The following is a 20,732-nucleotide window of genomic DNA, read 5'->3' on the forward strand; positions in this document are numbered from 1 at the left end:
TCATGCCAACAATTAACGAGATTCTCAATACTATGGACTACGGCCCTGCTCCCGAAAGTCAAAAAGAAGCGCAGGCGTGGCTAGCTGGCCACCAGCGCACATTCGGTCTGTTCATCGACAATGCCTGGAGCGAGCCGGCCGAGCTGTTCGCCTCGACCAACCCTGCCGACGGCACGCAACTGGCCGAGCTGACGCAAGCCACGGATGCTGACGTGGAACGCGCCGTGGAAGCGGCACGCCGCGCGCTGCCGGTCTGGCAAGGCATGGGCGGCCACGGCCGCGCCAAGGTCATGTACGCGCTGGCCCGCCTGCTGCAAAAGCATTCGCGCCTGTTCGCCGTGCTGGAAACGCTGGACAACGGCAAGACCATCCGCGAAACGCGCGATATCGACTTGCCGCTGGCCGCGCGCCATTTCTACCATCACGCCGGCTGGGCGCAGCTGCAGTCGGAGGAATTCGCCGACTACCGCGCCGTGGGCGTGGTGGGGCAGATCGTGCCGTGGAATTTCCCGCTGCTGATGCTGTCGTGGAAAATCGCCCCGGCCCTGGCCGCGGGTAACACGGTGGTCTTCAAACCGGCCGAATTCACGTCGCTGACGGCCATGCTGTTCGCCGAATTGTGCGTGCAGGCGGGCGTGCCGGCGGGCGTGGTCAATATCGTCACCGGCGACGGCCGCGTGGGCTCGGCCATCGTCAACCATCCGGGCGTCGACAAGATCGCGTTTACGGGTTCCACGGAAGTGGGCCGCCTGATTCGCGAGGCGACGGCCGGCAGCGGCAAGAAGCTGTCCCTCGAATTGGGCGGCAAGTCGCCGTTCATCGTCTTCGAAGACGCGGACCTGGACGGCGCCGTGGAAGGCCTGGTCGACTCGATCTGGTTCAACCAGGGACAAGTGTGCTGCGCCGGTTCGCGCCTGCTGGTGCAGGAATCGATCCAGGAGCGCTTCTTGAACAAGGTACGCGCCCGCATGGAAAACCTGCGTCTCGGTTCGCCCCTGGACAAATCGATGGACGTGGGCGCGCTGGTCGATCCCGTGCAGCGCCAGCGCATCGCCGCGCTGGTCGATTCTGCCCGTGCCGAAGGCTGCGACGTATGGCAACCGGCGTGCGAATTGCCGGCGGACGGTTCGTGGTTCCCGCCGACCCTGATCACGGGCGCGTCCACTTCCGCCGCCGTGGCGCAAGCTGAAATCTTCGGCCCCGTGCTGGTGGCGATGAGCTTCCGCACGCCGCCTGAAGCGGTGCAACTGGCGAACAACACGGTGTACGGCCTGGCCGCCAGCGTGTGGACCGAGTCGATCAGCCTGGCGCTGGACATCGCGCCTGCCATCAAAGCCGGCGTGGTGTGGATCAACAGCGCCAACCAGTTCGACGCGGCGTGCGGCTTCGGCGGCTACCGCGAATCGGGCTTCGGTCGTGAGGGCGGCCGCGAAGGCATGCTGGAATACATGACGGCCTTGGCCGAAGATGCGCGTCCGGCCTTGCCGGTGGTGGAAGCCAAGGCCAAGGCGGCGGCAAAGCCGGCGGCAGCCGATCCGTTCGCCATCGACCGCACGGCCAAGATGTATATCGGCGGCAAGCAGGCGCGCCCTGACAGCGCTTACAGCACCCCGGTATTCGGCGCGAATGGCGCCCTGCTGGGCGAAGTGGGCGTGGGCAGCCGCAAGGACATCCGCAATGCCGTCGAAGCGGCCCATAAAGCGTCCGGCTGGACCAGCGCCACGGCGCACAACCGCGCGCAAGTGCTGTACTACATCGCCGAAAACCTCGCTGCGCGCGCCGACGAATTCGCCGCCCGCATCGCTGCCATGACGGGCAGTAAAAATCCTGAGAAGGAAGTGCAGGCATCGATCGAACGCCTGTTCTACTACGCCGCCTGGGCCGACAAGTACGACGGCCTGGCGCACCAGCCGCCAACCAAGGGCATCACCGTGGCGCTCAATGAAGCGGTCGGCGTGATCGGCATCGTTTGCCCGAATGAAGCGCCTTTGCTGGGCTTCATTTCGCTGGTGGCGCCGGCCATCGCGCTGGGCAACCGCGTGGTGGTGGTGCCGTCGGAAGCGCATCCGCTCTCCGCGCTGGACCTGTACCAGGTGTTCGACACGTCCGACTTGCCGGGCGGCGTCGTCAACATCATCAGCGGCAACGCCGATGAACTGGCGCGCACCCTGGCCACGCACGCCGACATCGACGCCGTCTGGCGCCATGACGGTTCCGCCGACGGTTGCGCGGAAGTCGAGCGCCTGTCGGCCGGCACCCTGAAGCGCACCTGGGTAGGCGGCGCGAAGGGCCGCGACTGGTACAGCGCCGCGCAAAGCGGCGGCCGCGCCGTGCTGGCGCATGCGTCGCAAGTGAAAAACGTGTGGATTCCTTACGGCGTCTGATAAGTAGCTAGCGTTACAAAGCTGGGGTCAGATCCGCAGGGACTGACCCCAGATCTCATGATTGGAGTTATTCCATGTTGTTAACCCAGGAAATCATTCGCAAGAAACGCGACAAGGGTGTGCTGAGCGCCGAGGAAATCCAGTTTTTCGTGCGCGGCATCACTGACGGCAGCGTCAGCGAAGGCCAGATCGCGGCGCTGGGCATGGCCGTCTATTTTAATGACATGAACATGGACGAGCGCGTGGCGTTCACCCTGGCCATGCGCGATTCCGGCCAGGTGCTGGACTGGCGTTCGCTGAACTTGCCGGGCCCCATCGTCGACAAGCATTCGACGGGCGGCGTGGGCGATGTCGTCTCCCTGCTGCTGGGCCCCATGGTCGCCGCGTGCGGCGGCTACGTGCCGATGATCTCGGGCCGCGGCCTGGGGCACACGGGCGGCACGCTGGACAAGTTCGACGCCATTCCAGGCTATTGCACGGTGCCGGACAATGAATTGTTCCGCAAGGTGGTCAAGGAAGTGGGCGTGGCCATCATCGGCCAGACGGCGCAGCTGGCGCCGGCCGACAAGCGTTTCTACAGCATCCGCGACGTCACCGCCACGGTGGAATCGGTGGCCATGATTACCGGCTCCATCCTGTCGAAGAAACTGTCGGCCGGGCTGGACGCGCTGGTGATGGATGTCAAAGTGGGCACGGGCGCCTTCATGCCGACCTACGACAAATCGGTGGAACTGGCCGAAAGCATCGTCGCCGTCGGCAATGGCGCGGGCATGCAGACGTCGGCGATTTTGACGGACATGAACGAGTCGCTGGCGCCGTACGCCGGCAATGCGCTGGAAGTGCGCGGCGCCATGGATTACCTGACGGGCCGTTCGCGTCCCGCGCGCCTGCATGAAGTCACCCTGGCGCTGTGCGCCGAGATGCTGGTGCTGGGCGGCCTGGCCGCCACCGAAGAAGAGGCGCGCGTGAAATTGATGGCGGCCCTCGATTCGGGCGAAGCGGCCGAGCGCTTTGCGCGCATGGTGTCCGCACTGGGCGGCCCGGCCGACCTGGTCGAACATCCGGACAAGCACCTGGAACAGGCGCCGTTCATCGTGCCGGCGCCTGCGCTGTCGTCCGGTTACGCCAACGTGCGTGATTGCCGCGCCATCGGCCTGGCCGTGGTCGCCTTGGGCGGCGGCCGCCGCCGTCCGACCGACAGCATCGATTTCGCCGTCGGCCTGACGGACCTGGTCGGCCTGGGCGAGCCGGTTGCTGTCGGCCAGCCGCTGGCCATGGTGCACGCGCGCACGGAAGCGGCGGCGCAGCAAGCCGTCAAGGAAATCCAGGACGCGTATGCTATCGGCACGGTGGCGCTGGCGGCCAATCCCGTGATTTACCGTACCATTCGTCCGTAGTTGAAAACCAGGGGCAGACCCCCGCTTGCGATAGCGCTGAGCTATGTGCCGGCGGTGGTCTGAGCCCAGTCTTATGAATTCAAGGGTATTGCAGAAAAAATGAACAACCAAGAACTGATCGCCGAAGCCAATGCCGGCCGTGAACTGGCCTACGCACCCTACTCGCGTTTCAAGGTGGGCGCGGCGCTGCTGTGCAAGGATGGCCGCGTCTTCCGTGGCTGTAACGTGGAAAACGCCGCCTATGGCCTGTGCAATTGCGCCGAGCGCACGGCGTTTTTCAGCGCCATCGCGCATGGCTGCAAACCGGGCGACTTCGCCAAGCTGGCCGTCACGGGCGACACGGCGGAACCGATTTCGCCATGTGGCGCCTGCCGTCAGGTGATCTTCGAGATGGGCGGCGCCGACCTGCCGGTGATCCTGACGAACTTGAAAAACGATGTCATGGAAGTGACGGCGGGCTGGTTGCTGCCGCATGGCTTCGGCAATTCCGACCTGGACATGAAGTAACAGGATCCGCTTGAACAAGACGATCGACATCCAGGCCGCCGTGGCGATTGCCGCGGCCGAAGCCATGGCGGCCAAGACGCAGGGCACCTTCGGCGTGGGCGGCGTGCTGCTCGATGGCGCCGGCAACGTGCTGCAATCGATGCACAACAACGTCGTGCGCCAGGGCCTGGTGTTTGACCCCACGGCGCATGGCGAACGCCAGCTGGTGGACTGGTATTTCGCCGAGCGGGCCAAGGGCACGCCCTTGCCGCCGCCAGGGGAACTGACTATCGTCACCTCGCTCGACCCCTGCTGCATGTGCACGGGGGCGATTCTGGCGGCCGGTTTCAACGTGGTGGTGGCCGCGCCCGATGTCAAGGCGGGCATCAATTACGATGGTAGCGCCACGTTTACGGCCTTGCCGGCGCCGTTGCAGGTGCAGGCCGGCCGCAGCTTTTGCTATCCGGCCGTGCGCGGCGCCACCGAGTATGCGCGCCTGCCTTCCGGCGCCACGCCCAAATCTTTTTTCATCGGCAAGAGCATCCACGAGGCGACGCAGGCACTGTGCTCGCTCGTGTTCGAGTCGACATCGGCGCAGGTGATGCAGCTGCTGAACGCCGGCGACGACGTGCAGCTGCGTGATCCTGCCACCTTGCCATCCGAGCATGCCGTGGTGCGCGCCCTGCGCCGCCGCTATCCCGATGCCCTGACTTACCGTTGCGACCCGCACGTGCCTGATGCGGGCCTGGCGCCATTCCTGCAGGCGGCCATGGAGCAGGATGTGCGCGATGGCGGCCAAGGCGACGCGGCCGCCTTGCTCGATTCCTTTGGCAACCTGCTGCTGTGCATGCCGGGAAACGTGGCGCAATCGGCCATCCGCACGCCGTTCATGGAATGCACGCGCCAGTACGCGCAGCTGCGCTTTGAATTGATGGCGAATGCGGCGCCGGCGCTGCAGGAAGAATTCAAAAGCTACCTGGGCCACCCCAAGCACGGTACCTTCGTGCTGGCCATCGGCCCGGACGACAGCGCCGCCAGTTTCATGACCCTGGGCGCCTACGGCTCCACCATGGAGGGGGCACTGCCGGAGAATAATCCGGCGCAATTCCAGTACGTGCGACCCGCCATGGCGGAAGACGCGCTGCTGGCGCTGTGCGAGTCGATGCCGCCGCTGTACCGCAAGCTGATACGCATCCGGCCGCGCCAGGTGCTGGACCAGGCCCTAGTCCAGGCGCTAGGCTAGCCTAGGCGTCATCGTCCGGCAGGTTTTTCAGTAAAAAGTCGCGCACGTTTTCGCCCGCCACGCGGCGGATCTGCGCTTCCGACAAGCCTGCGTCGAGCAGGGCCTGCGTCAGGCGCGGCAAGCCCGTCGCATCGATGGCCGTGGTGACGGCGCCGTCGAAGTCCGAACCATAGGCCACGTGTTCGGCACCGATCAGTTTTACCGTGTACTTGATGGCGCGCGCGATGGACGCCACGTCCTTGCCGCAGACGGCCGTATTCCAGAAACCGATGCCCACCAGGCCACCTTGGGCGGCGATGCGTTTCAGTTGTGCGTCGCTGAGGTTGCGCCCGTTGGCGCAAGTGCCGCGCACGCCCGTGTGCGACACCATTACGGGGCGTTTCGCCATCGTCAATACGTCGTCGATGGTGGCCGGCGAGGCGTGCGCCAGGTCGACAATCATCTTGCGTTGCTCCATGGCGCGCAGCCATTGCTTGCCCAGCGGCGTCAAGCCGCCTTTCTTCAAGCCGTGCTGGGAGCCGGACAGTTCCGTATCGAAGAAGTGCGTGGACGCGGCCATGCGGTAGCCGGCCCGGTACAGGGTATCGAGGTTGTCCAGCTTGCCTTCGAGCGCATGCGCGCCTTCCAGCGTCAGCCAGCCGGCCAGCAGGGCGGGATCTTGCTCGCGCGCGGCGATGAAGCTGCGCAGCTGGGCGCGGCTGCCGATGACCCTGACCTTGCCCTGGCTCTTGGCCGCTTGCTGGCGCAGCTCGTCGGCCTGGTAGGTGGCGCGCGCCAGCAGGCTGTTCCAGGTGGCAGGCGGCAAGCCTTGCGCCACCACCAGCGCCGTGATGTTGTCCGTGTCGCTGCCATTGCGCTCGATATTCATCTTGCGCGGCGTCTTGGTGACGACGGAAAAGGCTTGCAGCGCCACGTTGGCCCGCTGCAGGCGGGGGAAGTCGACATGGCCGCGCTGGCTGTCGCGGTTCAGGTTGCGTTGCCACAGCAGGCTGTCTGCGTGCAGGTCGGCGATCCACAGGCTCTGGTGCAGGGCCACAGTGGCTGCCGACGGCGCCTTGCCGGATGGAGGATGGACGCGGTTGAGGTGCTCGTCGACGAGGACGGGAGCGGACAGGAAACCGCCGATCAGCGCAAGGCTGGCGGCGGCGAGGGTACTGATAATCATTGTTCTCCGTCTTACCATGGATCGTAGGTGCCCAGGCTCCAGATATGGCCTTCCGGGTCACGGCAGGTAAAGCCCCGTCCGCCGTAATCTTCATCCTTGATGTCGAGCACGATTTCGGCGCCCGCTTCGCGCGCGCTGCGGTAGACGGCATCGGCATCGCTGACGACCAGATAGCAGTTTTGCGTGTTCGCGCCACCGACGTCGCCGGGCAGTTTCATCAGGCGGCCATAGTCGCTGTCGATGGCCGGCGCCACCATGACCATGCCATTGCCAAAGCTCAGTTGCGCATGGGCGACGCCGCCGTTTCCGTCAGGCACAATCAATTGTTTTTCAAAGCCGAGCGCCTTGCACAGCCATTCGATGGCGGCGGGCGCGTCGCGGTAGCGCAGGCAGGGAATGGTCGTGCCGGTTGTGGCTTTTGCAGTCGAGGTCATCAGAAAACTCCTATGGCTGTGGGGGAGTAGCTTCGATTGTTAATCTTGCGTAGCGTTCCGTCTCAATACCATCCATCGGGAGGGGTTTGATGCCCGTCAGTGCCGCGCCCATCCATAGTGCCATAGAATAATCATTGCACTCTTGCTACTACGCAAATTTTTATTGCGGCGACTGCGAAGAGTTCGCTGCCTTCGTGTCCGCGTCGATGTCATCGCTGTTGCTTGCCCATCTCAGCAGCATGACGAGGGCAAACAGCATGATTGCCAGCGGCAAGATGGTGATCACGAACGCCAGGCCCAGGCAGCATGCCAGCAGCATGGGCCAGGACATGGCGCGCAGGGCGGCCATGCCCTGGCGCGTGTAAGCGCACAGCTCGCTCCAGAAAGCGCTGAAGGAAGTGCTGCCCGGTGCCGAATTGAGGTCTTTCATGCCATTCTCCTGTCGTGTGGGTGCCGCTGCGTATGCAAGCTGGCGATGGATCCACTATAGGCAAAACCCCGCTGCCAGGCATCGCGTATGCGACGAATGGCGGGAATGGCGGACCGAACGGCGACAGGTCGGGACAAACGGTTATTCAAACACCTTGAGTTTCAGCTGGAAACTGAGGGCGCCATACAGGCGGTCCTTGTAGGATGGCACGATGGCGATATTCACGCCCACGCGCTGGTATTCATAGCTGATGGTAGGCACCAGGGCCGGGAACCAGCCGCCATCGCGCATCTTCGGATAGCCGCTGAAGCCGCCAACGACGGCGCCGACGCGCAGCGGGCCCACCTTGATGGGCTGGTAGTACACGCCCAGATAGTTCGAATAGGCGCGGTCGCTATTGTAGAAGCGGCCGGCCGTGACCGAGGCGACGGTGGAAAAGCGGTATTCGGCGCCCAGGCCCGGATTGCTGTCGTTCAGGTTCTTGTCGCGCTGGAAATGATACGAATAAAAGCCCGCGTTGAGCCAGGTTTCGCTCAGCGGCTGGTTGTCTATCATGCCGACTGTCTGCGCCTGTGCCGCGCCCGCCACTGCCAGCAGCGCCGCGCAGGCAGCTTTGCCCAGCAATGACGCGGTGCGCGCCGATGACCATTGTTTCATGCCTGTTCCTTATCCTGTCGATATTGCGCCGCCATTGCAAACGCTTCAGCGCGCCATGCTATCACTGTCAGATTGTTCATTGGAAATTTCATCACGTGCCGGGCACAGTCCTGGGCAGGGCGATGGCCGCCTGCACCATGTGCGTAAGCAGGATTTCGGCATCCTCGTAATCCTTGCGCGTGAGCTGCTTGCGCTCCAGCACCAGGGCCATCTGCGCTGAAAAATCCGCATACGATTGCGTCATGGCCCAGATGGCGAACATCAGGTGCGTGGCGTTGACGGGCGCGATCCTGCCGGCGGCGATCCAGGCTTCGAAGACGGCGATATCCTTGCGCAGCAGGGGCACGACCCGGTCGCGTATCTGCGCGCCGTACAGGGGAGCGCCATTGATCACTTCCAGCGCATACACGCGCGAAGCCCACGGCTGTTCGCGCGAAAAACGCAGTTTGGCGCCGATGTACGCGCGCAGCACGTCGCGCGGCTCGTCGTGTTCATTGGCCAGCGATTCCATGCGCGCCAGCCAGTCGTCGAGCACGTCGTCGAGCACGCGCTGGTACAGCAGCTGCTTGGATGGAAAGTAATACATCAGGTTTTGCTTCGACAGGCCGGCTCGCTCGGCGATGGTGGCGATCGACGCGCCCTCATAGCCGCTTTCCGCGAACACGCGCACGGCTTGCTCCAGGATGTCCGCTTCCAGGCGGTCGCGGTTTTGCAGGCGCCGGCCGCCGGCATTTTTCACGGAAAGGGCAGGGGATTTGTCGCTGGCCATGGCGGATTCTTTAGCGTGGGCGGATCGATTGCAGGAAGGCTTGCAGCACGGGGGTATCGGTGTAGGCCACGTTGAAGCGGAACCACACCGTCTCGGGCGCGCGCAGCATGAAAAATTCGTTCGGCGACAGCAGGATGCCGGCCTTCAAGGCCATGTCGGCGATGATCTTGCCATTCCACTCCGGCGTTTGCACATCGGGCCAGCCGGCGCTGACGAACATGCCGCCGCGCGGACGCGCCACGGGGGCCATGCCCGCCTGCGCAAGGCAATCGATGCTGCGCTCACGGGCCGCATCGAGCTGCGCCACCAGCCTTTCCACCATGCGCTTGTAGGGCCGCGCGGAGATGGCGTGGTAGACGGCGCGCTCGTTGATTTCCGACGTCGTCAGGCCCGCCAGCATTTTTACGCGTACCAGTTCGGCCACCAGCGATGGCGAGGCGCAAATCGATCCCACGCGCAGCACGGGCGACAGGGTCTTGGAAAAACTGCCCACGCGGATCACGCGGCGCAAGCCATCCATGGCCGCCAGCGATGCTTCGCCGCGCGCCGCCAGTTCGCGGTAGATATCGTCTTCCACCAGCCAGAAATCAAATTGTTCGGCCAGTGCCAGCAAACGGTGCGCCTGCGCCTGGCTGAGCGAGGTGCCGAGCGGATTTTGCAGCACCGTGTTGACGAACATCAACTTGGGCTGCGTGCGCGCAGCCTCGCTGGCCAGCGCATCGAGGTCCAGGCCCGCCTCGCCGCGCGCAATGCCCACGGGGATGCAGCCGTGGTGGCGGATCAGCGACTGCAGATTGCTGTAGCCTGGGTCTTCCACCAGCACCGTGTCGCCCGGCTTGGTCAGGCTGCGCAGGACCAGGTCAAAAGCGTGCGTGGCGCCATGCGTCAGCAAGACCTGGTCCGGCTCCACCTGGAACAGTTCTTCCGACAGGCTTGTCGCCAGGTGCTGGCGCAGCGAGGGAAAGCCCAGCGGATGGCCATAGCCGCGCAGCCGGCTGGCGGGAATGCGCATGGCCTGACGCACGGCATCGAGCACGGTCGCTTCGCCATACATTTCGGGCGGCAGCCAGCCCGCGCCCACGGGCAGGGCGTCGGACACGCCCGAATACAGGTCAGGCGTGAGGGCGTCGATGGCGGTGGGACTCGTATGCACGGCCGTCTGCGGCGAGGCGGCGATATCGTGGCGTGCGACGAAATAGCCGGAGCCGCGGCGCGACGACAGCAAGCCCAGGTTGACCAGGCGGTCATACGATTCGACGACGGTAAACGTCGACACGCCATTGCAGCGGGCGAACTGGCGCACGGACGGCATGCGCGTGCCGATGCGCAGGGTGCGGCTGCCCACCATGACGCTGATGGCGATGACGATCTGCTCGACCAGGCCGCCCTTTTTCTGGCGGTCGATGTCCAGCACGGGCCAGCCGCTGGTCTGTTCGGGGGCATCGTCTGTGCTGTCGCTGTGCTTCACGGTGGCTCCTTATGCTGCCCTGCACAAAACTGTACTGATTTTCCGACCTGTACGGTTGGGATACTTTGCCGTTTGTGTATCTGTGCCATTGGGGATGGCCTGTCTATTATTACATCAGCTTTTTGCCAACTGGTAAATTATTTTACGCTTCGTCAAAAACGATCCTGGCCCCGCGCCAACCCATCCCAAGGAGAAGGTCATGAACGAAACAAGGCCGGAATCGATGTCGGCATTCTGGATGCCGTTTACGAACAACCGTGATTTCAAGGCCAACCCGCGCTTGCTCGTGTCGGCCGAAGGCATGTACTACAAGGACGTCGATGGCAACAGCATCCTCGATGGCACGGCCGGCCTGTGGTGCGTGCCCTGCGGCCATGCGCAGCCAAAAATCGTCGGCGCCATCCGCGACATGGTGGGCCAGCTCGACTTCGCGCCTACCTTCCAGATGGGCCATCCGGCCGCCTTCGACCTGGCGGAAAAACTGATGGACTACACGGGCCACAAGTTCGGCCACGTCTTCTACACCAACTCCGGTTCCGAAGCCGTCGACACTGCCTTGAAGATCGCGCTGGCCTATCACCGGGCGCGCGGCGAGGGCGCACGTACGCGCTTGATCGGCCGCGAACGCGGTTACCACGGCGTGGGCTTCGGCGGCATTTCCGTGGGCGGCATCGGCGGCAACCGCAAGACCTTTGGCCCGCTGTTGCCCGGCGTGGACCATTTGCCGCACACGCATAACCTGGACAAGAACGCCTATACGGTGGGCGAGCCCGAATACGGCACCCACCTGGCCGATGAACTGGAACGCATCGTCGCTCTGCACGACGCCTCGACGATTGCCGCCGTCATCGTCGAACCGGTGGCCGGCTCCACGGGCGTGCTGATTCCGCCGAAAGGCTATCTGAAACGCTTGCGTGAGCTGTGCACCAAGCACGGCATCCTCTTGATTTTCGATGAAGTCATCACGGGTTTTGGCCGCATGACGACGCCGTTCGCGGCTGATTATTTCGATGTCGAGCCTGACCTGATGACGACGGCCAAGGGCCTGACCAACGGCATGGTGCCGATGGGGGCCGTCTTCAGCAAAAAGTATATCCACGACGCCTTCATGGATGCGCCGGCCGGCATCGAACTGTTCCACGGTTACACGTATTCCGGTCACCCGCTGGCCTGCGCCGCCTCGCTGGCGACTCTGCAAGTGTTCGAGGAGCAGGACATCCTGGGCCACGCGAAAGCGATGCAGGCATATTGGAGCGACGCCGTGCACTCGCTGAAAGGCTTGCCGCACGTGATCGACCTGCGCAGCATTGGCCTCATCGCCGGCATCGAGCTCGATCCCATCGCCGGCAAACCCGGTGCGCGCGCCTTCAGCGCCTTCAAACAAGCCTTCGCCGACGGCGTGCTGATACGCACGACGGGCGACATCATCGCCCTGTCGCCGCCGCTGGTGCTGGAAAAACAGCATGTCGACGAGCTGTTTGGCAAGCTGGCCAAGGTACTCAAAAATCTCGACTAAGGAACACCATGAACGATCTCGACACCATCACCCACTTCATCAACGGCGCCAAAGTCGACACGAATAGTGGCCGCTATGGCGACGTGTACAACCCGGCCCTGGGCGTACCTGTGGCCCGGGTGGCGCTGGGCACCGTGGAAGACGTGGATGCGGCCGTGCAGGCGGCCGCTGCCGCCTTTCCTTCCTGGTCCGCAACGCCGCCCTTGACGCGTGCGCGCGTGCTGTTCCGCTACCTGCAGTTGTGCCAGCAGCACACGGACGACTTTGCCGCCATGCTCACGCGTGAGCACGGCAAGACTTTCGCGGATGCGCAGGGCGAAGTGGCGCGCGGCATCGAGATGGTGGAATTTGCCGTCGGCATCCCGCAATTGTTAAAGGGCGAATTCACGGACCAGATTTCGCGCGGCATCGACGCCTGGTCCATGCGCCAGGCGCTGGGCGTGGTGGCCGGCATCACGCCATTCAATTTTCCCGTGATGGTGCCGATGTGGATGTTCCCCGTCGCCATCGCCTGCGGCAATACCTTCGTCCTGAAACCGTCGGAGCGCGATCCGTCGGCATCCCTGCTGCACGCCAAACTGCTGAAGGAGGCGGGCCTGCCCGACGGCGTCTTCAACGTGGTGCAGGGCGACAAGGTGACGGTCGACGCCTTGCTCGACCACCCGGTCGTGCAGGCGATCAGCTTTGTCGGCTCGACGCCGATCGCCGAATACATCTATGCGCGCGGCAGCGCCAGCGGCAAGCGCGTGCAAGCGCTGGGCGGCGCGAAGAACCACATGGTGGTGATGCCAGACGCGGACATGGACATGACGGTCGACGCCTTGATCGGCGCTGCCTACGGTTCGGCGGGCGAGCGTTGCATGGCCATTTCCGTGGTCGTGGCCGTGGGCGACGCGGGCGACAAATTGATCGATGCACTGGCAACGCGCACGGCCGCACTGAAAGTGCGCGACGGCATGGAAGGTGGTGCGGAAATGGGGCCGGTCGTGTCGCTGGCGGCCAAGCAGCGCATCGAAAAACTGATCGCCTCGGGCGTGGAGCAGGGCGCGACCCTGGTCGTCGATGGCCGCAACCATGTGGTGCCGGGCCGCGAAAACGGCTTCTTTGTCGGCGGCACTTTATTTGACCACGTCACGCGCGACATGAGCATCTACAAGGAAGAGATTTTTGGCCCCGTGCTGTGCGTGCTGCGCTGCCCAGACGTGGTGCATGCGGTGGAGCTGATCAATGCCAACGAGTATGGCAACGGCGTGGCCATCTATACGCGCGACGGCGGCGTGGCGCGCGAATTCGTGCGACAGATCCAGGTCGGCATGGTGGGCGTCAACATCCCCTTGCCCGTGCCGATGGCCTTCAACAGCTTTGGCGGCTGGAAGCGCAGCATGTTCGGCGACCACCACGCCTATGGTCCCGAAGGCGTGCGTTTCTACACGCGCCACAAGGCCGTGATGCAGCGCTGGCCGAATACGGCAAGCGCTGGTGTGGAATTTGCTTTTCCCCAGATGAAGTGACGGTTTCACACTGAAAATCCACCGCAGGATCAAAGAAGGAAAACGCGATGATCGAGTCCCTGAGCTATTTGCCGCATCCCGCCCTGCCCAACGAGGAACTGGCGGGCCATTTCACGGACCTGGCGCCTCCTTTGAGCGCGCGCCAGGCCGCCATCGAAAGCGCCCGTTGCCTGTACTGCTACGACGCGCCGTGCAGCCGCATCTGTCCGTCGGAAATCGACGTGGCCAGCTTCATCCGCAATATCCACGACAAGAACATCAACGGCGCCGCCGCCGGCATCCTGAAACAGAACATCCTGGGCGGCAGCTGCGCCCGCGTCTGCCCGACGGAAATCCTCTGCGAAGACGTCTGCGTGCGCAACCACGACGCGGAAGGCCAGCCCGTCAAGATCGGCCTCTTGCAGCGCTACGCCGTCGATCATATGCAGTTCGCGGCGCACCCGTTCAAACGGGCGGCAAGCACGGGCAAGACAATTGCCATCGTCGGTGCGGGCCCTGGCGGCCTGTCGTGCGCGCACCGCCTGGCCATGCTGGGACACGACGTGGTGATCTTTGAAAAGGAAGGCAAGGCGGGCGGCTTGAATGAATACGGCATCGCCAAGTACAAGCTGACGGACGATTTCGCGCAAAAGGAAATCGACTTTCTGCTGGACATCGGCGGCATTGAAATCCGATGTCGCCAGGTGCTGGGCGAGAACCTGCAGCTGCGCGACTTGCACGCGCAATACGACGCCGTCTTCCTGGGGCTGGGCCTGGGCGCCAGCCGCAAGCTGGGCTTGACGGGCGAGGACGCACCGGGCTTGCTGGCCGCCGTCGATTACATCGCCGCGCTGCGCCAGGCCGACGACCTGGCCGCACTGCCCGTGCCGAAACGCGCGATCGTGATTGGCGCCGGCAATACGGCCATCGACATGGCCGTGCAGATTCAAAGGCTGGGCGCCGAGGAAGTCACTCTCGTCTACCGCCGCGGCTTCGACGCCATGACGGCCACGCATCATGAACAGGAAATCGCCAAGGCCAACCAGGTGCGCATGCTGACGTGGGCCCAGCCGCAGCAGGTGTTGCTCGATGCGGCTGGCAAGGTGGCCGGCATGCGCTTCGAAAAAACCCGCATGCAGGGCACGCGCCTGGCGGGCACCGGCGAAACCTTCGACGTGGCGGCCGACGCCATTTTCAAGGCCATCGGCCAGAGCCTCGACCCCGACGTGCTGCATGACCCGATGGCGGCGCTGTTGCAGCGAGACGGCGACAAGATCGCCGTCGATGCGCGCTTTCGCACGGTGCTGCCGGGGATCTACGCGGGCGGCGACTGCGTGGCGCCGGGACAGGACTTGACGGTGCAGGCCGTCCAGCATGGCAAGCTGGCCGCACTGGCAATCCATTCCGATTTATTCAATAAAGTGGAGGCTGCATAATGGCTGATCTCAGCATCGAATTTTGCGGCATCAAGGCGCCGAATCCCTTCTGGCTGGCGTCCGCGCCGCCGACCGACAAGGCCTACAACGTGGTGCGCGCCTTCGAGGCGGGATGGGGTGGCGTCGTGTGGAAAACGCTCGGTGAAGACCCTGCCGCCGTCAACGTCTCGTCGCGCTATTCCGCTTTGTACGGCAAGAACCGCGAAGTGGTCGGCTTCAATAACATCGAACTCATTACCGACCGCTCGCTGGAGATCAACCTGCGCGAAATCACACAGGTGAAAAAGGATTGGCCCGACCGCGCCATGATCGTCTCCCTGATGCTGCCGTGCGAAGAGCACTACTGGGCCGACATCCTGCCCAAGGTCGAGGCGACAGGCGCGGACGGCATCGAACTCAATTTCGGCTGCCCGCACGGCATGCCGGAGCGGGGCATGGGCGCGGCCGTGGGCCAGGTGCCCGAGTACGTGCAGATGGTCACCGCCTGGTGCAAGAAGCACAGCAAACTCCCCGTCATCGTCAAGCTCACGCCCAACATCACGGACGTGCGCATGCCGGCGCGCGCGGCCAAGGCGGGCGGTGCGGACGCCGTCTCGCTGATCAACACCATCAACTCGATTACCTCGCTGGACCTGGACCGCATGGTGGCCTTGCCCATCGTGGGCGGCGCCAGCACGCACGGCGGCTATTGCGGAGCGGCCGTGAAACCCATCGCGCTGAACATGGTGGCGGAAATCGCCCGCGATCCGCAGACGCGCGGCTTGCCCATTTCCGGCATCGGCGGCATCGGCAACTGGCGCGACGCGGCCGAATTCCTTGCCCTGGGCGCAGGCTGCGTGCAGGTGTGCACGGCAGCCATGCTGCATGGTTTCCGCATCGTCGAAGAGATGAAGGATGGCTTGTCGCGCTGGATGGACGAGAAGGGATATGAGCGCATCAGCGACTTTTCCGGCAAGGCCGTGGCCAATACGACGGACTGGAAATACCTGGATATGAATTACCAGGTCATCGCGCAGATCAATCAGGACGACTGCATCAAATGCGGCAAGTGCTACGTGGCTTGCGAAGACACCTCGCACCAGTCGATTGCGCAGCTGATCGACGCTGCCGGCACGCGCACGTATGAGGTGATCAAGGAGGAATGCGTGGGCTGCAACCTGTGCGAAATCACCTGTCCGGTGCAGGGCTGCATCACGATGGTGCCGCAGGCCACGGGCAAGCCATACATGAACTGGACGCAGGATCCGCGAAATCCAAGAGCGCTGGCGGAGACGGCATAGGGCACGTTTATTGCGTGCGTTTATTTTATAAACAGCGGCGCGTCTTTGCAGTAAGCTAGATTACTTAAAAGCCGAGCCGTTTCAACATTGCCGTATCCCTGGCGCCTTCGCGTGCCAGCGGTCTAACCGATGGAGCAACCCTGTGAACCACGACTATTCAGGCAACACGCAACTCTGGAATGAAGACCTGGCGCCCACCACGGCGGCGCAGCGCACCTGGCGCTGGTATCACTTCGCCGCGCTGTGGGTCGGCATGGTGATGTGCATTCCCGCCTACACCCTGTCGGCCAGCTTGATCGACAGTGGCATGTCCGGTTACCAGGCCGTGCTCACGGTTTTTCTCGCCAACGCCATCGTGCTCTTGCCCATGCTGCTGATCGGCCATGCGGGTACCAAGTACGGCATCCCGTATGCGGTGCTGGCGCGCGCCTCGTTCGGCACCATGGGCGCGCGTCTTCCGGCCCTGATGCGCGCCATCGTCGCCTGCGGCTGGTATGGCATCCAGACCTGGTTCGGCGGGCAGATGATCTACACCCTGATGGGCGTGCTGGCGGGCCATGAGCTGGGCGGCGAGAAGATTGCGGGCCTGGGCATCAATGGCAGCCAGTTGCTGTGCTTCCTGGCTTTCTGGGCCATCCAGTTCTATTACATCCTGCATGGCATGGAGTCGATCCGCAAGCTGGAAACCTACACGGCGCCCTTGAAAATCCTCATCTGCTTCGTGCTGCTGTACTGGGTGCACAGCAAGGCCGGCGGCGTAGCCAGCCTGCTGGATCAGCCATCGCAATTCATCCCCGGCGGCAAAAAGGCGGGCCAGTTCTGGAGCGTCTTCTGGCCATCGTTGACGGCCATGGTGGGCTTCTGGGCCACCCTGGCCTTGAACATTCCCGACTTCACGCGCTTCGCCAAGACGCAGCGCGACCAGGTGATCGGCCAGTCGATCGGCCTGCCCGTGCCGATGGGATTGCTGGCCATGCTGGCCGTGATCGTCACGGCAGGCTCCGTCGTCATGTACGGCAAGGCCATCTGGGATCCCGTCGACCTGGCCAGCCGCATGACGGGCGCCGCCGTGCTGATCGCCCTGATCATCCTTTTGATCGACACGGTCAGCGTCAACCTGGCGGCCAACCTGGTGGGGCCCGCCTACGACTTTTCCTCGCTGGCGCCGAAGCAGATTTCGTACAAGATGGGCGGCTACATCACGGCCTTCATCGCCATCGTCATGATGCCGTGGAAGGTGCTCGAGTCGACGCAGGGCTATATCTTCACCTGGCTGATCGGCTACTCGGCCCTGCTGGGCCCCATCGCCGGCATCCTCATCGTCGACTACTACTTTGTACGCAAGACGCAGCTCGACGTCAGGCAGCTGTACCGCGACGACGGCGTCTACTCGTATGGCAATGGCTGGAATATGGCGGCGCTGATCGCCTTTGTCATCGCCGTGCTGCCGAATATCCCGGGCTTTTTGAACGCGGCCTTTCCCACGGCGTTTCCCGACGTGGCCGAAGGCTTTAAAACCATCTACACCTACGCCTGGTTCGTGGGCGTGGCCATCGCCGCCGTCGTTTACGGCGCCATGATGAAGGGCAAGGCGGCGGAGAGAGTGCAGCAGGCGCCGCAGTCGTAATCACTCAAGGAGACAAGATGACTACACTGATACGTGGCGGTACTGTCGTCAACGCCGACCGCGCCTTCCGCGCCGACGTGCTGATCGAGGGCGACACGATTGCCGCCGTCGGCGAGAACCTGCCGGTGCCGGTCGGCGCCACGGCGATCGATGCGGGCGGCCTGTATGTGATGCCGGGCGGAATAGACACCCACACGCACATGAATCTGCCCTTCATGGGCACCGTGACATCCGACGATTTTTTCACGGGCACGGCGGCGGGCCTGGCGGGCGGCACCACCACCATCATGGATTTCGTCATCCCCGCACCGAAGCAGTCACTGATCGAGGCGTATCACCAGTGGCGCGAGTGGTCGGCCAAGGCGGCCGGCGACTACACCTTCCACGTGGCGATCACCTGGTGGAGCGAGCAGGTACATGAAGAGATGGGAGTGCTGGTGCGCGAACATGGCGTGAACAGCTTCAAGCATTTCATGGCGTATAAAAACGCCATCATGGCCGACGATGAAACCCTGGTGAAAAGTTTTACACGTTCGCTTGAACTGGGAGCACTGCCCACCGTGCATGCGGAAAACGGCGAACTGGTTTTTCAATTGCAGCAAGCCCTGCTCAAGAAGGGGATTGCCGGGCCGCAGGCGCACCCGCTGTCGCGCCCGCCTGCCGTGGAGGCGGAAGCGGCCAACCGCGCAATCGCCATCGCCAATGTCTTGAATACCCCCGTGTACATCGTGCACGTCTCGTGCGCCGAGTCGCTGGACGCCATCACGCGGGCGCGCGCGAATGGTCAGCGCGTGTATGGCGAAGCGCTGGCGGGCCACCTGGTGATCGACGACAGCGTCTACCAGGGCGACGATTTCGATTTCGTCGCGGGCCACGTCATGAGCCCGCCGTTCCGCGGCAAACACCATCAGGCGGCTCTGTGGCACGGCCTGCAAAGCGGTAACCTGCACACGACGGCCACGGACCACTGCACCTTTTGCGCCGAGCAGAAGGCGGCGGGCAAGGACGACTTCACGCGCATCCCGAACGGTTGCGGCGGCGTCGAGGAACGCATGGCCGTGGTGTGGGATGCGGGCGTCAATTCCGGCATGCTGACGCCGTCCGAGTTCGTCAAGGTGTCGTCGACCAATGCGGCGCAGATCTTCAATATGTATCCGCGCAAGGGCGTCATCGCCGTTGGCAGCGACGCCGACATCGTGCTGTGGGACCCGCAGGGCACGCGCACCATTTCCGCCGCCACGCAGTTCGCCAAGGGAGGCTTCAATGTCTTCGAAGGGCGCGCCGTGCGCGGTATCCCCAGCACCACGATTGCCGCCGGCAAGGTGGTCTTCCACCAGGGTGAACTGATGGCGGCGGAAGGGGCAGGGCGCTATGTTGAGCGGCCCGCGTTTTCCGCCACCACCGCATAAGGAGTTGACGATGGATGCACTGCGTATCAATGGCGAACGGCTGTGGGCGGCCCTGATGGAACTGGCGCAAATCGGCGCGACGGTGAAAGGCGGCGTCAAACGCCTGGCCCTGACGGACCTGGACAAGCAGGGGCGCGACCTGGTGGTGGGATGGGGCCGCGAAGCGGGCATGAGCATCACCATCGACCAGATCGGCAATGTCTTCATGCGCCGCGACGGCACGGACAATAGCTTGCCGCCCGTAATGACGGGCAGCCATATCGACACCCAGCCCACGGGCGGCAAGTTCGATGGCAATTACGGCGTGCTGGCGGGCCTGGAAGTGGTGCGCACCCTGAACGATCTGAAAATCAAGACGCAGGCCCCTATCGAAGTGGCCTTCTGGACCAACGAGGAAGGCTCGCGCTTCGTGCCCGTGATGATGGGCTCGGGCGTATTTTGCGGCGCCTTTTCGCTCGAAACCGCGTATGCGGCCAAGGATACGGAAGGCAAAACCGTGGGCGAGGAACTGGCACGCATCGGTTATCGTGGTGACCAGGTGCCGGGCGACCACCCGATCGGCGCCTACTTTGAAACGCACATAGAGCAGGGGCCGGTGCTGGAAGACGCCGATAAGGTGATAGGTGTGGTGCCTGCCGTGATGGGGCTGTCGTGGTACGACTGCGTGGTGACGGGCATGGAAGCGCATGCGGGTCCCACGCCCATGGGCTTGCGCAAGGATGCGCTGCAGGTAGCCACCACCATCATGCAGGAAGTCGTCGCCATTGCCAACCGCTATCCGCCGTATGGGCGCGGCACGGTGGGCATGGTGCAGGTCTTCCCGAACAGCCGCAACGTGATCCCCGGCGAAGTCAAATTCAGCATCGACCTGCGTAACGTGAACGACGAACTGCTCAACACCATGCATGGCGAAATCACGGCCTTCATCAATGCCACGCGCGAGAAGACAGGGCTGGGCATTTCACTGGAAAGAGTCTCCTATTACCCGCCATGCCCGTTCCATCCCGACTGCGTGGGCGCCGTGCGCAACGCCACGGCAAATCTGGGCTACTCGGTGATGGACGTGGTGTCCGGCGCCGGCCACGATGCCATTTACGCGGCCAGGCTGGCGCCGGCCGGCATGATCTTTGTGCCGTGCAAGGATGGCATCAGCCACAATGAAATCGAAGACGCCAAGCCCGAGCACCTGGAAGCGGGCTGCAACGTGCTGCTGCACGCGATGCTGGAGCGGGCGGTGGCCGTGTAGTGCGGCTATCACAAGAAATAAGTAGTGCCGTAAGGGCTGTTTGGAGCCCCTACGGCACTCAGTTAGTCAGCTAAAACAGCTGTAGTTGACCAGGATGAGACCGCCAGTGTTGGCAGACGTTCTCGAATCTTCCGAAGCGAAATCGGACGTACATCCGAACGAAGACAGTTTTTCTTCGATTGTATGTTAGAGGCATCTTATGCTCCAATAAATTGGAGGGCCATTTGGCTTGCCTGCTGCTGCTTCTTAGTTTAGACTAAGTAGGTCCTCGACAGACGAAAGCGCAGGTGGCTGG

General features: G+C 63.5%; 16 protein-coding genes and 1 pseudogene. 11 read left to right on the forward strand and 6 right to left on the reverse strand.

What is annotated here, in order from left to right; genetic code table 11:
• Window positions 1–32 precede the first annotated feature (32 nt).
• The 4 genes and pseudogenes from OX460_RS20875 (at window position 33) to OX460_RS20890 (ending at window position 5,510) form a co-directional block, all read left to right on the forward strand.
• A complete protein-coding gene (locus OX460_RS20875; RefSeq protein ID WP_289900082.1) occupies window positions 33–2,384 on the forward strand; it encodes an aldehyde dehydrogenase family protein in 2,352 nt (783 codons plus the stop codon).
• 74 nt (window positions 2,385–2,458) lie between these two features.
• On the forward strand, window positions 2,459–3,781 hold the full coding sequence (gene deoA / locus OX460_RS20880; RefSeq protein ID WP_289899793.1) for a thymidine phosphorylase: 1,323 nt from the start codon (window positions 2,459–2,461) through the stop codon (window positions 3,779–3,781).
• Between the two features lie 84 nt (window positions 3,782–3,865).
• Window positions 3,866–4,288: pseudogene (locus tag OX460_RS20885) on the forward strand (cytidine deaminase); the annotation flags it as partial.
• Window positions 4,289–4,292: 4 nt separating this feature from the next.
• Window positions 4,293–5,510: a nucleoside deaminase gene (locus OX460_RS20890; protein ID WP_180278815.1), complete on the forward strand. Its 1,218-nt coding sequence runs from the start codon at window positions 4,293–4,295 to the stop codon at window positions 5,508–5,510.
• Between the two features lies 1 nt (window position 5,511).
• On the opposite strand, the gene OX460_RS20895 is transcribed toward OX460_RS20890, so the two are convergent.
• The 6 genes from OX460_RS20895 to OX460_RS20920 form a co-directional block, all read right to left on the reverse strand.
• Window positions 5,512–6,675 (reverse strand): dipeptidase, encoded by a 1,164-nt coding sequence (locus OX460_RS20895; protein ID WP_289899794.1) that lies wholly within the window; start codon window positions 6,673–6,675, stop codon window positions 5,512–5,514.
• 11 nt (window positions 6,676–6,686) lie between these two features.
• On the reverse strand, window positions 6,687–7,109 hold the full coding sequence (locus OX460_RS20900; RefSeq protein ID WP_099665365.1) for a VOC family protein: 423 nt from the start codon (window positions 7,107–7,109) through the stop codon (window positions 6,687–6,689).
• Between the two features lie 160 nt (window positions 7,110–7,269).
• Window positions 7,270–7,539: a hypothetical protein gene (locus OX460_RS20905; protein WP_289899795.1), complete on the reverse strand. Its 270-nt coding sequence runs from the start codon at window positions 7,537–7,539 to the stop codon at window positions 7,270–7,272.
• Window positions 7,540–7,680: 141 nt separating this feature from the next.
• On the reverse strand, window positions 7,681–8,196 hold the full coding sequence (locus tag OX460_RS20910; RefSeq protein ID WP_289899796.1) for a hypothetical protein: 516 nt from the start codon (window positions 8,194–8,196) through the stop codon (window positions 7,681–7,683).
• A 91-nt stretch (window positions 8,197–8,287) separates the two neighbouring features.
• Window positions 8,288–8,965 carry a TetR/AcrR family transcriptional regulator gene (locus OX460_RS20915; RefSeq protein ID WP_289899797.1) on the reverse strand — a complete coding sequence of 226 codons (678 nt, stop codon included), beginning with the start codon at window positions 8,963–8,965 and terminating at the stop codon, window positions 8,288–8,290.
• Window positions 8,966–8,975: 10 nt separating this feature from the next.
• Window positions 8,976–10,433: a PLP-dependent aminotransferase family protein gene (locus tag OX460_RS20920; protein WP_289899798.1), complete on the reverse strand. Its 1,458-nt coding sequence runs from the start codon at window positions 10,431–10,433 to the stop codon at window positions 8,976–8,978.
• A gap of 199 nt (window positions 10,434–10,632) precedes the next feature.
• Between OX460_RS20920 and OX460_RS20925 the strand changes: the two genes are divergently transcribed.
• The 7 genes from OX460_RS20925 to OX460_RS20955 all read left to right on the forward strand — a co-directional run bounded on the left by OX460_RS20925 (window position 10,633) and on the right by OX460_RS20955 (window position 20,437).
• Window positions 10,633–11,949, forward strand: coding sequence for an aspartate aminotransferase family protein (locus OX460_RS20925; protein WP_289899799.1), 1,317 nt, complete (start codon window positions 10,633–10,635; stop codon window positions 11,947–11,949).
• Between the two features lie 8 nt (window positions 11,950–11,957).
• Window positions 11,958–13,460, forward strand: coding sequence for a CoA-acylating methylmalonate-semialdehyde dehydrogenase (locus OX460_RS20930; RefSeq protein WP_289899800.1), 1,503 nt, complete (start codon window positions 11,958–11,960; stop codon window positions 13,458–13,460).
• Between the two features lie 47 nt (window positions 13,461–13,507).
• A complete protein-coding gene (locus tag OX460_RS20935) occupies window positions 13,508–14,875 on the forward strand; it encodes an NAD(P)-dependent oxidoreductase (protein ID WP_289899801.1) in 1,368 nt (455 codons plus the stop codon).
• Window positions 14,875–16,155 carry an NAD-dependent dihydropyrimidine dehydrogenase subunit PreA gene (gene preA, locus OX460_RS20940; protein ID WP_289899802.1) on the forward strand — a complete coding sequence of 427 codons (1,281 nt, stop codon included), beginning with the start codon at window positions 14,875–14,877 and terminating at the stop codon, window positions 16,153–16,155. Before OX460_RS20935 ends, preA begins: the two co-directional genes overlap by 1 nt.
• Before the next feature lie 142 nt (window positions 16,156–16,297).
• The gene (locus tag OX460_RS20945; protein WP_289899803.1) at window positions 16,298–17,782 is read left to right on the forward strand and encodes an NCS1 family nucleobase:cation symporter-1; all 1,485 of its coding nucleotides are present in this window, start codon (window positions 16,298–16,300) and stop codon (window positions 17,780–17,782) included.
• A 17-nt stretch (window positions 17,783–17,799) separates the two neighbouring features.
• Window positions 17,800–19,191, forward strand: coding sequence for a dihydropyrimidinase (gene hydA / locus OX460_RS20950; RefSeq protein ID WP_289899804.1), 1,392 nt, complete (start codon window positions 17,800–17,802; stop codon window positions 19,189–19,191).
• 10 nt (window positions 19,192–19,201) lie between these two features.
• Window positions 19,202–20,437 carry a Zn-dependent hydrolase gene (locus OX460_RS20955; RefSeq protein ID WP_289899805.1) on the forward strand — a complete coding sequence of 412 codons (1,236 nt, stop codon included), beginning with the start codon at window positions 19,202–19,204 and terminating at the stop codon, window positions 20,435–20,437.
• Window positions 20,438–20,732: the final 295 nt, after the last annotated feature.

It is taken from the genome of Janthinobacterium sp. SUN033 (assembly GCF_030397595.1).
GTDB classification, from domain to species: domain Bacteria; phylum Pseudomonadota; class Gammaproteobacteria; order Burkholderiales; family Burkholderiaceae_D; genus Janthinobacterium; species Janthinobacterium kumbetense.